Source organism: Pseudomonas parafulva NBRC 16636 = DSM 17004, from assembly GCF_000730645.1.
In the GTDB taxonomy this organism is placed as follows: Bacteria; Pseudomonadota; Gammaproteobacteria; order Pseudomonadales; family Pseudomonadaceae; genus Aquipseudomonas; species Aquipseudomonas parafulva.
In genome coordinates, this window is sequence record NZ_BBIU01000034.1 from 1 (window position 1) to 12,803 (window position 12,803).

Here is a 12,803-nt window from a genome sequence, read left to right on the forward strand (position 1 = left end):
CTGCTAAATGCAGGCCTGTGAGGGAGGTGTTAGATCAACCGAAGGAAGGCTTCGCGCCAAACTGCTTTGGCCGGCAACGCCACGAAGTGCGGGTTCAGCAGCGACTCCCGCGCCGGGTAGCTGAACGGCAGGCCATCCACCCCAAGCACCTCGCCACCGGCACCTTCTACCACACCCTGCGCCGCTGCAGTGTCCCACTGCGACGTCGGCGCCAGGCGTGGATAACAGTCCGCGCTGCCCTCGGCCAGCAGGCAGAACTTCAGCGAACTGCCCACATTGGCCAGCTCAAGCGCGCCCACCGTGGCCCCCAGCCCGGCCAGCAGCGCTTCCTGCTGCGGGCTGGAGTGCCGTCGGCTGGCCACCACTGTAAACCGCTCACCCTCAGGCGGGGCCGTGCGCACCCGGATCGGCGCAGCCGCCTGACCCGGCTCGGCACGCCAGGCGCCCAAGGCGCGACCACCAAAGTAGCTGCGGCCACTGGTGGGCATCGACACCACGCCAAACACCACCTCGCCCTGTTCGACCAAGGCGATGTTAACGGTAAATTCTTCACTGCCGGCAATGAATTCCTTGGTGCCATCCAAAGGGTCCACCAGCCACCAGCGGCTCCAGCCCTGGCGTTCGGCCAGGGCAATGTCGCAGTCTTCTTCGGACAGCACCGGAACAGCCGGTGCCAGCGCCAACAGGCCATCGGCAATCACCCGATGCGCCGCCAGGTCGGCGGCGGTCACCGGTGAGTCGTCTGCCTTGTTGGTCACCTCAACGCCCGCGCGCCAGAACGGCAGGGTGGCATCGCCCGCCACCCGTGCCAGCTTCACCACCTCATGCATCAGTTGCAGGTCGTTCATAGCGACAGCAGCCCTCGCTGGATGAGCAGGTCGCGGGCCAGGTACAACGCGGCCAGCGCGCGCCCCTCGCTGAACTGCGGGTGCATGGCCAGGGCAGCAAGTTCGCGCAGGTTGACCTTGTCCACCCCCATCGGCTCCGGCTCGTCGCCCTCCAGGCGCTCTTCATACAGGTCGGTGGCCAGCACCACCTGGATCTTCTGGCTCATGTAGCCCGGCGACAGCGACAGTTCGGTAAGGTGCTCCAACTGGCGGGCACCGTAACCGGCCTCTTCCTTGAGCTCGCGGTCGGCGGCTGCCAGCACGTCTTCACCCGGCTCGATCAGGCCCTTGGGCAGCGACAGCTCATATTCATCGGTACCGCCGCAGTACTCCTCTACCAGCACGGCGTGCTCGGCATCCAGCATGGCCACGATCATCACCGCACCATAACCATTGCCACGGCCCACCAGGCGCTCATAAGTACGCTCGTTGCCGTTGCTGAAGCGCAGCTGCACGGCTTCGACGCGAAACAGGCGGCTGCTGGCGACGATTTCGCGGCTGAGTACGGTGGGTTTCTGGCGCATGGGGCGGCTCCTTGGCGTGAACGGGTTACTATACCGTGGCTTGCCGACTGAACGAGAGTTTCCCATGCCTGTTCTTCCCTGGTCCGCCATCGACACCGTCCTGCTGGACATGGATGGCACCCTGCTCGACCTGCACTACGACAACCGCTTCTGGCTGGACCACCTGCCCCAGCGCTACGCCGAGCTGCACGGGGTAAGCCGGGCCATGGCGCAGATGGAGCTGGAGCCGCTGTTCGAGCGCAATGCCGGCACGCTGAACTGGTACTGCCTAGACTTCTGGAGCCGCGAGCTGCGGTTACCGATCCGCGAGCTGAAGCAGGAAATCGCCCACCTGATTGCCCTGCGCCCCGACGCCGACACCTTCCTGGCAGCCATCCGCCAGGCGGGCAAGCGGGTGGTGATGATCACCAACGCGCACCGGGATTCGCTGTCGCTGAAGCTGGAGCGGGTGGAGCTGGCGCCGTATTTTGAACGGCTGATCAGCTCCCACGATTACGGTTTCCCGAAAGAGAACCCGCAGTTCTGGGATGCGCTGCAGGCGGATATTGGCTTCGAGCCAGGGCGTAGCCTGTTTATCGATGACACCCTGCCGATTCTGCGCAGCGCACGGGAGTTTGGTGTCGCCCACCTGCTAGCGGTGCGCCAACCCGACAGCCAGGCAAAACCGCGTGATACGGCGGAGTTCGCCGCGGTGGAAGACTACCGGGAATTGTTGGCTGGCCTTTGAGGGCCTCTTCGCGGGTGAACCCGCTCCCACAGGTTTTTGGAAATGCCGGCAAATGCTAATCCTGTGGGAGCGAGTTCACTCGCGAAACTGCACCGCTGATCAGTCAGGAATACGCAGCACCTGCCCTGGGTAAATCTTGTCCGGGTGCGACAGCATTGGCTTGTTGGCCTCAAAGATCTTCTGATACTTGTTGGGGTCGCCGTACACCTTCTTGGAAATGGCACTCAACGTGTCGCCCTTCTCCACCGTCACAAAACGCGCAGCCTGCGCCGCAGGCCCGGTAACCGTGATCTGGTCTTCAACGCTGGCCACCCCATCGATGTTGCCCGTCGCCAGGATGATCTTTTCTTTCTCTTCCTGGCTGGCCACCTCACCCCTCAGGATGACCTTGTCGTCGCCCTCCACTGTGGCAGTGATATTGGGGTTGCCCAGGCCGACACTTTCCACGTGCTTCTTCAACTGCTCCTCGGCATTGGCATTGCCGGGGGTCAGCAGATCGATCAACTTCTCGCCTGCTTCCTTCACAAAGCTGAATAGACTCATGACGCTCTCCTTGTTGACGTGAACCCGTTGGACACTGGAGTCTAGGTCAAGACTCAATCTGCCGCTGCACTGCGACCAATCGACGCGGTCTATCACTACATAGACCCTAGCAATTAGACGGCGCCTGCCTGCAAGCCTAGGCTTGTGGCCTCAGAATGCCGCCGATTGCGTCGATCAAGAGCAAGCCCCGATGACCAGCAAGCCCCCGTTCTGCGCGGCCTCATCAGCCTTGGCCATGCCCGCCGCCAGCAACACCTACGATTACGTCCAGCTGGACGACGGCCAGCGTGACACCACCCCCCTGGCTGAAGAAGTGGCCCTGGCCATTGTCTACAACGGCCTGAACCAGGCGGTGATGCTGGTAAGCCCCACCGACCTGGAAGACTTTGCCGTCGGTTTCAGCGTGGGCAGCGGCATTGTTGAAAGCACGGCAGAAATCTATGACGTCAAGTTGTCGGGCAGCGGCGCATCGTTGTACGCCGACCTGGAAATTTCCAGCCGCGCCTTCTGGAACCTGAAAAACCAACGCCGCCAGTTGGCCGGCACCAGCGGTTGCGGCCTGTGCGGGGTCGAGGCGCTTGAGCAGGCGCTGCCAGAACTGAACAAACTGCCTGGCGCCCCGTTGCCACCGGCTGCTTGGCTGGTGAACCTGCGCAAGCGCATCGATGTGTTTCAGCCATTGGGCCAGCACAGCGGCGCGGTGCATGCGGCGCTGTTCATGGACCGGCACGGCGAACTGTTGATGGGCCGTGAGGACATTGGCCGGCACAACGCCCTCGACAAACTGATCGGCGCCCTGCTGCGCCAAGGCATCGACAGCCAGGGTGGCCTGGCCATCGTCACCAGCCGCTGCAGCCTTGAACTGATCCAGAAGGTCCTGCGCGCCGGCATCCAGACCCTGGTCAGCCTGTCTGCACCCACCGGCCTTGCCCTGCAATGGGCGCGCAAGCACAACCTCAACCTTATCCACCTGCCCAAACACAGTGCACCGCGGGTGTATAGCCCCGCGGCGGAGTCGTAAAAGTCGTGAGCTCGTACCAGCATCTACCGGACAACGCCCCAGCCTCCCCTCCACGCTACAAGCCCTACCACGGCCCCGCCGGCGGCTGGGGAGCGCTGCGCAGCGTGGCCAAGGCCTGGGTTGGCAGTGACAACGCGCTGAAGAACATTCGCGCACTGCTCAAGACCAACCAGAACGGCGGCTTCGACTGCCCGGGCTGCGCCTGGGGGGACTCCCCGGAAAGCGGCATGGTGAAGTTCTGCGAAAACGGCGCCAAGGCGGTGAACTGGGAAGCCACCAAGCGCCGTGTCGACGCCGCCTTCTTCGCCCGCTACAGCGTTACTTCGCTGCTGCAGCAAAGCGATTACTGGCTGGAGTACCAAGGCCGCCTGACCGAGCCGATGGCGTACGACGCCGGCAGCGACCGCTACCAGCCCATCAGCTGGGACGCTGCCTTCGCCTTGATCGCCCGTGAGCTGAACAAGCTGGCCACCCCCGACCAGGCCGAGTTCTACACCTCCGGCCGGGCCAGCAACGAGGCGGCCTACCTGTACCAACTGTTCGTGCGGGCGTACGGCACCAACAACTTCCCCGACTGCTCGAACATGTGCCACGAGGCCAGCGGCGTAGCCCTGGGGCAAAGCGTGGGTGTGGGCAAGGGCACCGTGACCTTCGACGATTTCGAACACGCCGACGCGATCTTTGTGTGGGGCCAGAACCCCGGCACCAACCACCCGCGCATGCTCGACCCGCTGCGCGATGCGGTAAAGCGCGGCGCCCAGGTGGTGTGCATCAACCCCCTGAAAGAGCGCGGTCTGGAACGCTTCCAGCACCCGCAAAACCCGCTGGAAATGCTCACCAACAGCGACCGGCCTACCAACACGGCATTCTTCCGCCCAGCCCTGGGCGGCGACATGGCGATGCTGCGCGGCATGGCCAAGTTCGTGCTGCAGTGGGAACGCGAGGCCAAAGCCAATGGTGAACCCGCCGTGCTGGACCATGCCTTCATTGCGCAGCACGGGCATGGCGTTGGGGATTACCTGGCCGTGGTCGATGCTACCCCGTGGGAGCACATCCAGGCCCAGGCCGGGCTGCCACTGCACGACATCGAGCTGGCGGCCCGCATGTACTGCCGCAGCAAGCGGGTGATCATGTGCTGGGCCATGGGCATCACCCAGCACCGCCATTCGGTGCCCACCATCCAGGAACTCGTCAACCTGCAGATGCTGCGCGGCAACATCGGTGCCCCGGGCGCAGGCCTGTGCCCAGTGCGTGGCCACAGCAACGTGCAGGGCGACCGCACCATGGGCATCAACGAGCGCCCACCGGTGGCGCTGCTCGATGCCCTGGAAAAGCGGTTTGGCTTCCCGGTGCCTCGCCACAATGGCCACAACACCGTCGAGGCCATCCACGCCATGCTGGACGGGCGTGCCCGGGTGTTCATCGGCCTGGGCGGCAACTTTGCCCAGGCAACCCCGGATACCGAACGCACAGCCAAGGCGCTGCGCAACTGCGAGTTGACCGTGCACATCAGCACCAAGCTCAACCGCAGCCACCTGGTGCATGGCAAGCAGGCGCTGATTCTGCCGTGCCTGGGCCGCACCGATATCGACCTGCAGGCCGACGGGCCACAGGCCGTCACGGTGGAAGACTCGTTCAGCATGGTGCACGGCTCGAACGGGCAGCTCAAACCCCTGTCTTCGCAGATGCGTTCAGAACCTGCCGTTATCGCCGGCATCGCGGCCGCCACCTTGGGCAAGCGCCCGGTGGACTGGCACTGGCTGGTGGCTGACTACGACCGTATTCGCGACCTGATCGCTGACACCATCCCGGGCTTCACCGGTTTCAACCAGCGCATGCGCCACCCGGGCGGCTTCTACCTGGGCAACAGTGCAGCCACCCGCGACTGGAAAACCGCCACCGGCCGCGCCAACTTCAAGGCCAACCTGCTGCCAGACACCCTGCTGGATGAACGCGTACGGGCCAGCGGCCAAGTGCCGGACCTGATCATGCAGTCGATGCGCTCGCATGATCAGTACAACACCACTATCTATGGCCTGGATGACCGCTACCGGGGCGTGCGTGGCCAGCGCGACGTGCTGTTTGCCAACGAAGCGGACATCATCCGCCTGGGCTTCCAGCCGGGGCAGAAGGTGGACATCGTGTCGTTGTGGGGCGATGAGCATGTGCGCCGTGTGCGCGGGTTCACCCTGCTGGCGTTCGACATACCGGCAGGGCAGGCAGCGGCGTATTACCCCGAGGTAAACCCGTTGGTACCGCTGGAGAGCATTGGCGATGGCAGCCATACGCCCACGTCGAAGTTCATCGCCATCAAGCTGGAACGGGCCGAGGACAACGGCCGCATTGTGTAACGGCCATCAACGAAAAAGCCCTGTTCCGGTGAGGTTCAGGGCTTTGTCATAAAGGTCTAAGACCGCCAAAAACAGTTTAAGTTTCATAGCTAATTCAACAACTTACAGAATTGTGTACAACTCGTGCAGCTCGTCGGATTTACGTTGCCAGCCACGTAGGTTACCCGCAAATTCGCCTCGTCCTAACTCTGAGGCTCTCTTGATGAAGAAGTACTCCTCGATTCTGTTGTTGTCTTTCAGCTTGCTCAGCGGCGTTGCCATGGCAGGCGGCACCACCGAGGCCGGCATTGGCGGCGCATTGGGTGGGGTACTGGGCTCAGTCGTTGGCCAGTCCATCGGTGGTAGCACCGGTGGGGCCATCGGCGCGGGCCTGGGCGGTGCGGCAGGCAGCGCGGTAGGTGCCGACAAGCGCCAGCGCGGTGAGGCGGCCATTGGCGGCGCACTGGGTGCAGCGGGCGGCAACGTGGTCGGCCGCTCGGTGGGCGGCACCACCGGTAGCTACATCGGTGCAGCCGCGGGCGGCGGTGCCGGCGGCGCGCTGGGTAACTACATGGGTAACAAGGCCGACCAGGATGACCGCCGCGACCATCGCCGGTACCGTCGCGACTACGACGACCGCCGTCACTGGGACCGCGGCCCGGGCCCAGGCCCGCATTACGGCCACCGCAAGCATGGCCGCCATCGCCACCCTTGATGGCTCAGCCAGGCCGCACTGCAAAAGCCCCGCCCTCATGGCGGGGCTTTTTCGTCAAGGCTGTACCAGCAGCGCCGACAACAGCGTGTGCAGCGGCTGCGGCAATGCAACGGGCTGGCCGCTGGCGCGTTCGATGAACACCTGCACCACGGTGCCTGCAGCGCAGGCCTGGGCTTCGCCAGGGCGGTACAGCGCCAGGCGATACTCCACCGTACTGCCAGCCAGGCGCGCCACGCCCAAGCCCACCTCCAGCACATCCGGAAATGCTGGCAAGGCGTAGAAGTCTGCCGAAGCGCTGACCACGAAAGCGGCCAGTTCACCGTCCCGCAAGTCCAGTTCGGCTTGCTCCACCAGGAACGCCTGAATGGCAGCCTCGAAATAGCCATGCACGGTTGCACCGGCAATGTGACCGTTAACGTCATTGTCCTGGGGGCGGGTGAGCACAGGGTGGAAGTGGGTGAAGGCGGTGCGCGGAGGGGGTTGGATCATCGGGCTGGCTCATGTCTTGGCAAGGGATGCAGACAGTGAAACAGAAATCCGGGATAAAAATCAGGGCCGCAAAGCGGCCCCGGATGTTGCGGTACTGCCCAGGTCAGCTTACAGCTGAGGGCCAGCAGCCTTGATGGCGTCGGACACTTCAAACTTCTTGAAGTTTTCGATGAACAGCTTGGCCAGGCCTTTTGCGGCCTCGTCGTAGGCTGCTTTGTCCGCCCAGGTGTTACGCGGGTTCAGCAGCTCGGTGTCGACGCCCGGAACAGCCTTGGGCACGTCCAGGTTGATGATGCCCAGGTGCTCGGTTTCGGCACCCACCAGCGCACCGCTCTGGATGGCAGCGATCACCGCACGGGTGGTCGGAATGTTGAAGCGTTTGCCCACGCCGTAGCCACCGCCGGTCCAGCCGGTGTTCACCAGGTAGACTTTGGAGTTGAAGCCCTTGATGCGCTTGATCAGCAGCTCGGCATACTCGCCAGCCGGGCGCGGGAAGAACGGCGCGCCGAAGCAGGTGGAGAAGGTCGACTTGATGCCGCCGCCCGAACCCATTTCAGTGGAGCCAACCAGCGCGGTGTAGCCGGACAGGAAGTGGTAGGCCGCCTGCTCGTTGTTCAGGATCGACACCGGCGGCAGAACACCGGTCAGGTCGCAGGTGAGGAAGATCACCGCGTTGGGCTCGCCGCCCAGGTTGGCCTCGGAGCGCTTGGCAACGTGCTCCAGCGGGTAGGCAGCGCGGCTGTTCTGGGTCAGGCTGACGTCGTTGTAATCGGCATGCTTGTTGTTGTCGATTACCACGTTTTCCAGCACGGCGCCGTGCTTGATGGCCTTCCAGATAACCGGCTCGTTCTTCTCCGACAGGTCGATGCACTTGGCATAGCAACCGCCTTCGATGTTGAACACCACGCCCTCACCCCAACCGTGCTCGTCGTCACCAATCAGGTAACGGCTTTCGTCGGCAGACAGGGTAGTCTTGCCGGTGCCGGACAGGCCGAAGAACAGGGTGACGTCGCCGTTTTCACCGATGTTGGCAGCGCAGTGCATTGGCAGCACGTCGGCAGCCGGCAGCAGGAAATTCTGCACCGAGAACATGGCTTTCTTCATTTCACCGGCGTAACGCATGCCGGCGATCAGTACCTTCTTCTGGGCGAAGTTGAGGATCACGCAACCGTCGGAGTTGGTGCCGTCACGCTCGGGTACGCACTCGAAGTTGGCAACGTTCAGCACCTGCCACTCATCACGGCCAGCAGGGTTGTACTGCTCCGGGTTGATGAACAGGCAACGGCCAAACAGGTTCTGCCAGGCAGTCTGGGTGGTCATCTTCACCGGCAGGTAGTGGTCGGCTGCCGCACCTACGTGAACGTAGGAAACGAAGTGATCCTGGGCGTTGTTGAACGCCTCGACGCGGTCCCACAGGGCATCGAACTTGTCGGCCGGGAACTTGCGGTTGATCGGGCCCCAGGCGATAGCATCCTGGGTGGAAGGTTCTTCGACGATGAAACGGTCAGCCGGGGAACGGCCGGTACGGTGGCCCGTTTCCACGACCAGTGCACCAGTATCGGCTAGTACGCCTTCACCGCGTTGCAGCGCTTCTTTTACTAGCTCATCGACGCTCAGGTCGGTGTACACGGTGTTGTTGGCTTGCGTCATGAGATACCCCATCCGGCCCGAGGCCGAGTGCTCCAAACGTTTTGTAGTCGTCTCGAAAAAACTACTACAGCGAAAAAAGTGGCCGGATTATGCCAGAAACGCCCAAAAAAAGTAGGCCCCTCCTGTCAGAACCGAGCTTTTGCGCAATTCGACAGGAGATTCTCCTGTAGTGAAACGTTTCAGTGACGAGTTTCTGAGGCCACGTCCGTGCCGCCACCCGCAAAGAGCTGTGCGACATCGTTGGCATCGAAGAAATAGCGCTGGTTGCAGAACTGGCAATCGATCTCCACCGTACCGCCACATTCTTCCACCAGCGCCTTGGCGTCTTCTTCGCCAAGGCTGACCAGCGCATTGCCGGAACGTTCGCGCGAGCAGCTGCAGTTGAAACGCAGCGGCTGCACATCGAACAGGCGCACGGCATCTTCGTGGTACAGACGGTGCAGCAGGGTTTCGTTATCCAGCGCCCACTCGTCGGCTTTCAGCGTGCTGGCCAGGGCGACCACATGCTGCCAGCTTTCTTCACGCTCTTCGTCATCGGGCTGGCGATCACGTGGCAGTTGCTGCAGCAGCAGGCCACGGGCCTTGCCGCCTTCGGTATTCAGCCAGAACCGCGTATTCAGCTGCTGGGACTGAACAAAGTAGTTGGTGAAACACTCCGACAGGTTGACCCCGTCGAGGTCCACGGTACCTTGGTAACGCTGGCCCTTGACCGGGTCGATGGTCAGGGTCAGGTGCCCGTCGGGCATCAGCTGGGCGAGGGTGGCGTCGGCGGCGATCTGTTCGGCTTCGTAACGGGCCATGCCACGGATATCGCGCTCGCCAGAGCACTCCACCATCAACAAGGGGATAGGGCCGGCAGAACGCGCCTGGAGAATGAGCAGGCCATCGAACTTGAGCGCGCCGACCAGCAAGGCAGTGGCGGCCATCAGCTCGCCCAGCAACGCCTGCACGGGCGCGGGGTATGGGTGACGCGCCAGCACGGCGGCGTAGCTGTCATCGAGAGACACCCACTCGCCGCGCACGTCGCGCTCGTCGAAGATGAAACGTTGGGTGAAATCGGTATCTGGCAAATCGCTCATGGGTGTCTGGCTATCTGAAAATGATGACAAAATGATTGCGGAGAATTACAAATCCCGCCGTGGGGCGCCTTCGGGCGCTCATTTCCCTATTAGGAGATAGAGGTATCTTATGGACAATCGACCACTGTTCCAAGCGAGGTGGTCCTGGGGACCCTTGGTAGCGTGCACGCTACTGCCCATCGCACTACTGTGTTTCTGGTTGTGGCCTGTTGGCCAGAGCCTGTGCCTGGCATTCGACGAATGGCTGTTCCATACCCTGAACGCGCCGCTGGCCGAGAACACTACCTGGCGTTACATCTGGACCGTGGGCAGCTTGCGCCCGTTCGACATCGTCGTGGGCCTGATCCTGCTGGCGGCGCTGATTCGTGGCAACTGGGTGTTCAAGGCCGTGCAGGTTCGCCAGGCGTTTTTTGGTTTTCTGGTCACGCTACTGCTCTTAGTGGTGATTCGTGCGCTGTTTTCCAAGTGGGTGGACGCTGCCGGCTGGCAGCACAACAGCCCGTCGATGATGTTCGACAGCGCTGTGCACCTGAGTGACTACTACCCCAACCTGGAGTCCTCCTGGGAACTGAAAGACCGTTCCAGCAAGAGCTTCCCGGGCGACCACGCCTCGGTGCTGCTGATCTGGGCGCTGTTCATGAGCGTGTTCAGCCGCCGCATTGGGCAATACCTGGTGATCTGGGGCCTGGCAGTGCTGTTCATGCTGCCACGCCTGGTGGCCGGCGCCCACTGGGGGCAGGACGACTACATCGGTGGCCTGCTGATGGCTGTGCTGGCACTGGGCTGGAGCCTGTACACACCGCTGGCCGCCCACAGCACTGCGGCGCTGGTGCGTTGGACCGCGCCGCTGTTCAGGTTTGCGGCCAGGTTGCCGCTGATCAACAGGCTGGCGGTAGTGCGCTAGCGTGAAGGGGGCCGCCTGGCGGCCCCTTCAGTCAAAATTGTCATGCAGCTGGTGAATCTGCCGGCGCTGCTTCTTGGTTGGCCGCCCATCGGTGGTCACGCCTACTGCCCCGGCCTTGCGCAATTCGGCCGCCTGCTCACGGCGGCGGATGCTGTCTTCGGTTTCGGCATAGAGCGTCTGCGCCTCTGGCGCCCCACGGCGCACGGTAGAAAGCGCTTTCACCACCACGGTGCGCTCATCGAACCCGGTGCGCAGCACAAACTCGTCACCCACCCGCGGCTCCTTGCCCGGCTTGCATCGCTCGCCACGGCAGTGCACCTTGCCGCTTTCGATGGCCGCCTTGGCCAGGGCGCGGGTCTTGTAGAAGCGCGCAGCCCACAGCCATTTGTCCAGGCGAACCTTGTCGTCATCTTCGACTTTCTGTGCCATCCCCATACCTCGAATACTGTGTTTCACGGAACTGTACTACCGTAACCATCGGATGCAAAAAATCCCCGCCGTGCTTACAGTTCACTACCTCATCCGCAGGGTGCGTTTTGTGAAGACATTTGATCATCTGACTGTAATCGGCCTGCGCGAATGGGTCGCCCTGCCCGACCTGGGCGTGGCGGGGCTGCGCGCCAAGATCGATACCGGTGCAAGCACCTCCAGCCTGCATGCAACCGACATCGAGCCATTCGAACGCAATGGCGAGCCATGGGTCCGATTTACCGCGCACCTGGGCACGGTGGTGCAATTGCGTCACCGCCGCTGCGAAGCCCCACTGGTGACCCGAAAAACCATCAGAAGCTCCAATGGCCATGCCCAGACGCGCTATGTGATCCGTACGTCGCTGGCGCTGGGTGACAGGGTGTGGGCGGTGGAATTTACCCTGGCCTGCCGCAAGAGCATGCGCTACCGCCTGTTGCTAGGGTCCAAGGCGTTGGTCCACGGCCAACTTGTGGTCAACCCTGGCGTTAAATATGTGCAGGACAAACCGGCCTTTCCGGCCACCCTCTCTTCATTAACAGGTGCTGCATGAAGATCGCTGTGCTGTCGCGCAATCCGCGTCTGTATTCCACCCGCCGCCTGGTCGAAGCCGGTACCCAGCGTGGCCACGAAATGGTAGTGATCGATACCCTGCGTGCCTACATGAACATTGCCAGCCACAAGCCGCAGATCCACTACCGCGGCAAGCCACTGGAAGGGTTCGATGCTGTCATTCCGCGCATTGGGGCATCGGTCACATTCTACGGCTGTGCCGTGCTGCGGCAGTTCGAGATGATGGGGGTGTACCCACTGAACGAGTCCGTCGCCATCGCCCGCTCGCGGGACAAGCTGCGGTCGCTGCAATTGCTGTCACGGCGCGGCATCGGCTTGCCGATCACCGGCTTTGCCCACTCGCCAGACGACATCCCCGACCTGATCCAGATGGTCAACGGCGCGCCGCTGGTGATCAAGGTGCTGGAGGGCACCCAGGGCATCGGCGTGGTGCTGTGCGAGACAACCCAGGCGGCCGAGTCGGTGATCGAAGCGTTCATGGGCCTGAAACAGAACATTATGGTTCAGGAATACATCAAGGAGGCCGGCGGTGCCGACATTCGCTGCTTCGTGGTGGGCGACAAGGTGATTGCTTCGATGAAACGTCAGGCCAAGCCAGGCGAGTTCCGCTCCAACCTGCACCGGGGCGGCGTCGCCAGCCTGATCAAAATCACGCCTGAAGAGCGGATTACCGCGATTCGTGCGGCCAAGGTGATGGGCTTGAGCGTGGCGGGTGTGGATATTTTGCGTTCCAACCATGGGCCGCTGGTGATGGAGGTGAACTCATCGCCGGGGCTGGAGGGCATTGAAGTGACCACCGGCAAGAACGTGGCCGGGATGATCATCGAGCACCTGGAGAAGAATGGCGGCCCGAATCAGACCCGGACCAAAGGTAAAGGTTGATGCAAGCCTTT

The 12,803-nt window shown here is 62.6% G+C and carries 14 protein-coding genes; 7 read left to right on the forward strand and 7 right to left on the reverse strand.

The window, feature by feature from the left end; translation table 11 throughout:
- Positions 1 to 29 precede the first annotated feature (29 nt).
- Together cysQ and nudE are read right to left on the reverse strand one after the other, a co-directional pair.
- Positions 30 to 848 (reverse strand): 3'(2'),5'-bisphosphate nucleotidase CysQ, encoded by an 819-nt coding sequence (cysQ, locus tag PPA02S_RS18895; RefSeq protein ID WP_028635340.1) that lies wholly within the window; start codon positions 846 to 848, stop codon positions 30 to 32.
- Positions 845 to 1,411 (reverse strand): ADP compounds hydrolase NudE, encoded by a 567-nt coding sequence (gene nudE, locus PPA02S_RS18900; protein WP_028635341.1) that lies wholly within the window; start codon positions 1,409 to 1,411, stop codon positions 845 to 847. Before nudE ends, cysQ begins: the two co-directional genes overlap by 4 nt.
- Before the next feature lie 64 nt (positions 1,412 to 1,475).
- Between nudE and yrfG the strand changes: the two genes are divergently transcribed.
- Entirely contained in the window at positions 1,476 to 2,138 is a 663-nt protein-coding gene (yrfG, locus tag PPA02S_RS18905) for a GMP/IMP nucleotidase (RefSeq protein ID WP_028635342.1), read from the forward strand.
- A gap of 99 nt (positions 2,139 to 2,237) precedes the next feature.
- Here yrfG and lysM read toward each other — a convergent pair whose 3' ends face one another.
- Positions 2,238 to 2,681: a peptidoglycan-binding protein LysM gene (gene lysM / locus PPA02S_RS18910; RefSeq protein WP_028635343.1), complete on the reverse strand. Its 444-nt coding sequence runs from the start codon at positions 2,679 to 2,681 to the stop codon at positions 2,238 to 2,240.
- Between the two features lie 190 nt (positions 2,682 to 2,871).
- Here lysM and fdhD point away from each other — a divergent pair, with 190 nt between their 5' ends.
- The 3 genes from fdhD to PPA02S_RS18925 all read left to right on the forward strand — a co-directional run bounded on the left by fdhD (position 2,872) and on the right by PPA02S_RS18925 (position 6,747).
- Positions 2,872 to 3,702, forward strand: a complete 831-nt coding sequence (gene fdhD / locus PPA02S_RS18915; RefSeq protein WP_028635344.1) for a formate dehydrogenase accessory sulfurtransferase FdhD — start codon at positions 2,872 to 2,874, stop codon at positions 3,700 to 3,702.
- 5 nt (positions 3,703 to 3,707) lie between these two features.
- Positions 3,708 to 6,053, forward strand: a complete 2,346-nt coding sequence (locus tag PPA02S_RS18920; RefSeq protein ID WP_028635345.1) for an FdhF/YdeP family oxidoreductase — start codon at positions 3,708 to 3,710, stop codon at positions 6,051 to 6,053.
- Positions 6,054 to 6,255: 202 nt separating this feature from the next.
- The gene (locus PPA02S_RS18925) at positions 6,256 to 6,747 is read left to right on the forward strand and encodes a YMGG-like glycine zipper-containing protein (RefSeq protein ID WP_028635346.1); all 492 of its coding nucleotides are present in this window, start codon (positions 6,256 to 6,258) and stop codon (positions 6,745 to 6,747) included.
- Between the two features lie 54 nt (positions 6,748 to 6,801).
- Here the strand turns inward: PPA02S_RS18925 and PPA02S_RS18930 are convergent, their stop codons facing one another.
- The 3 genes from PPA02S_RS18930 to hslO form a co-directional block, all read right to left on the reverse strand.
- A complete protein-coding gene (locus tag PPA02S_RS18930; protein ID WP_028635347.1) occupies positions 6,802 to 7,236 on the reverse strand; it encodes an acyl-CoA thioesterase in 435 nt (144 codons plus the stop codon).
- Between the two features lie 108 nt (positions 7,237 to 7,344).
- Entirely contained in the window at positions 7,345 to 8,886 is a 1,542-nt protein-coding gene (locus PPA02S_RS18935; protein ID WP_028635348.1) for a phosphoenolpyruvate carboxykinase, read from the reverse strand.
- A 179-nt stretch (positions 8,887 to 9,065) separates the two neighbouring features.
- Positions 9,066 to 9,965, reverse strand: coding sequence for an Hsp33 family molecular chaperone HslO (gene hslO, locus PPA02S_RS18940; protein ID WP_028635349.1), 900 nt, complete (start codon positions 9,963 to 9,965; stop codon positions 9,066 to 9,068).
- A 109-nt stretch (positions 9,966 to 10,074) separates the two neighbouring features.
- Here hslO and PPA02S_RS18945 point away from each other — a divergent pair, with 109 nt between their 5' ends.
- Positions 10,075 to 10,869 carry a phosphatase PAP2 family protein gene (locus tag PPA02S_RS18945; RefSeq protein ID WP_028635350.1) on the forward strand — a complete coding sequence of 265 codons (795 nt, stop codon included), beginning with the start codon at positions 10,075 to 10,077 and terminating at the stop codon, positions 10,867 to 10,869.
- A gap of 27 nt (positions 10,870 to 10,896) precedes the next feature.
- On the opposite strand, the gene PPA02S_RS18950 is transcribed toward PPA02S_RS18945, so the two are convergent.
- Positions 10,897 to 11,298: an RNA-binding S4 domain-containing protein gene (locus tag PPA02S_RS18950; RefSeq protein ID WP_028635351.1), complete on the reverse strand. Its 402-nt coding sequence runs from the start codon at positions 11,296 to 11,298 to the stop codon at positions 10,897 to 10,899.
- Between the two features lie 109 nt (positions 11,299 to 11,407).
- Between PPA02S_RS18950 and rimB the strand changes: the two genes are divergently transcribed.
- Positions 11,408 to 11,890: a retropepsin-like aspartic endopeptidase RimB gene (gene rimB / locus PPA02S_RS18955; RefSeq protein WP_028635352.1), complete on the forward strand. Its 483-nt coding sequence runs from the start codon at positions 11,408 to 11,410 to the stop codon at positions 11,888 to 11,890.
- A complete protein-coding gene (rimK, locus tag PPA02S_RS18960; protein ID WP_012316721.1) occupies positions 11,887 to 12,792 on the forward strand; it encodes a 30S ribosomal protein S6--L-glutamate ligase in 906 nt (301 codons plus the stop codon). The genes rimB and rimK overlap by 4 nt, the downstream gene beginning before the upstream one ends.
- Positions 12,793 to 12,803: the final 11 nt, after the last annotated feature.

Excerpts from the sequence above, each read along its gene's own strand:
- cysQ (WP_028635340.1), bottom strand. The coding sequence starts at position 848 with ATGAACGACCTGCAACTGATGCATGAGGTGGTGAAGCTGGCACGGGTG.
- nudE (WP_028635341.1), bottom strand. The coding sequence starts at position 1,411 with ATGCGCCAGAAACCCACCGTACTCAGCCGCGAAATCGTCGCCAGCAGC.
- yrfG (WP_028635342.1), top strand. The coding sequence starts at position 1,476 with ATGCCTGTTCTTCCCTGGTCCGCCATCGACACCGTCCTGCTGGACATG.
- lysM (WP_028635343.1), bottom strand. The coding sequence starts at position 2,681 with ATGAGTCTATTCAGCTTTGTGAAGGAAGCAGGCGAGAAGTTGATCGAT.
- fdhD (WP_028635344.1), top strand. The coding sequence starts at position 2,872 with ATGACCAGCAAGCCCCCGTTCTGCGCGGCCTCATCAGCCTTGGCCATG.
- PPA02S_RS18925 (WP_028635346.1), top strand. The coding sequence starts at position 6,256 with ATGAAGAAGTACTCCTCGATTCTGTTGTTGTCTTTCAGCTTGCTCAGC.
- PPA02S_RS18930 (WP_028635347.1), bottom strand. The coding sequence starts at position 7,236 with ATGATCCAACCCCCTCCGCGCACCGCCTTCACCCACTTCCACCCTGTG.
- PPA02S_RS18935 (WP_028635348.1), bottom strand. The coding sequence starts at position 8,886 with ATGACGCAAGCCAACAACACCGTGTACACCGACCTGAGCGTCGATGAG.
- hslO (WP_028635349.1), bottom strand. The coding sequence starts at position 9,965 with ATGAGCGATTTGCCAGATACCGATTTCACCCAACGTTTCATCTTCGAC.
- PPA02S_RS18945 (WP_028635350.1), top strand. The coding sequence starts at position 10,075 with ATGGACAATCGACCACTGTTCCAAGCGAGGTGGTCCTGGGGACCCTTG.
- PPA02S_RS18950 (WP_028635351.1), bottom strand. The coding sequence starts at position 11,298 with ATGGCACAGAAAGTCGAAGATGACGACAAGGTTCGCCTGGACAAATGG.
- rimK (WP_012316721.1), top strand. The coding sequence starts at position 11,887 with ATGAAGATCGCTGTGCTGTCGCGCAATCCGCGTCTGTATTCCACCCGC.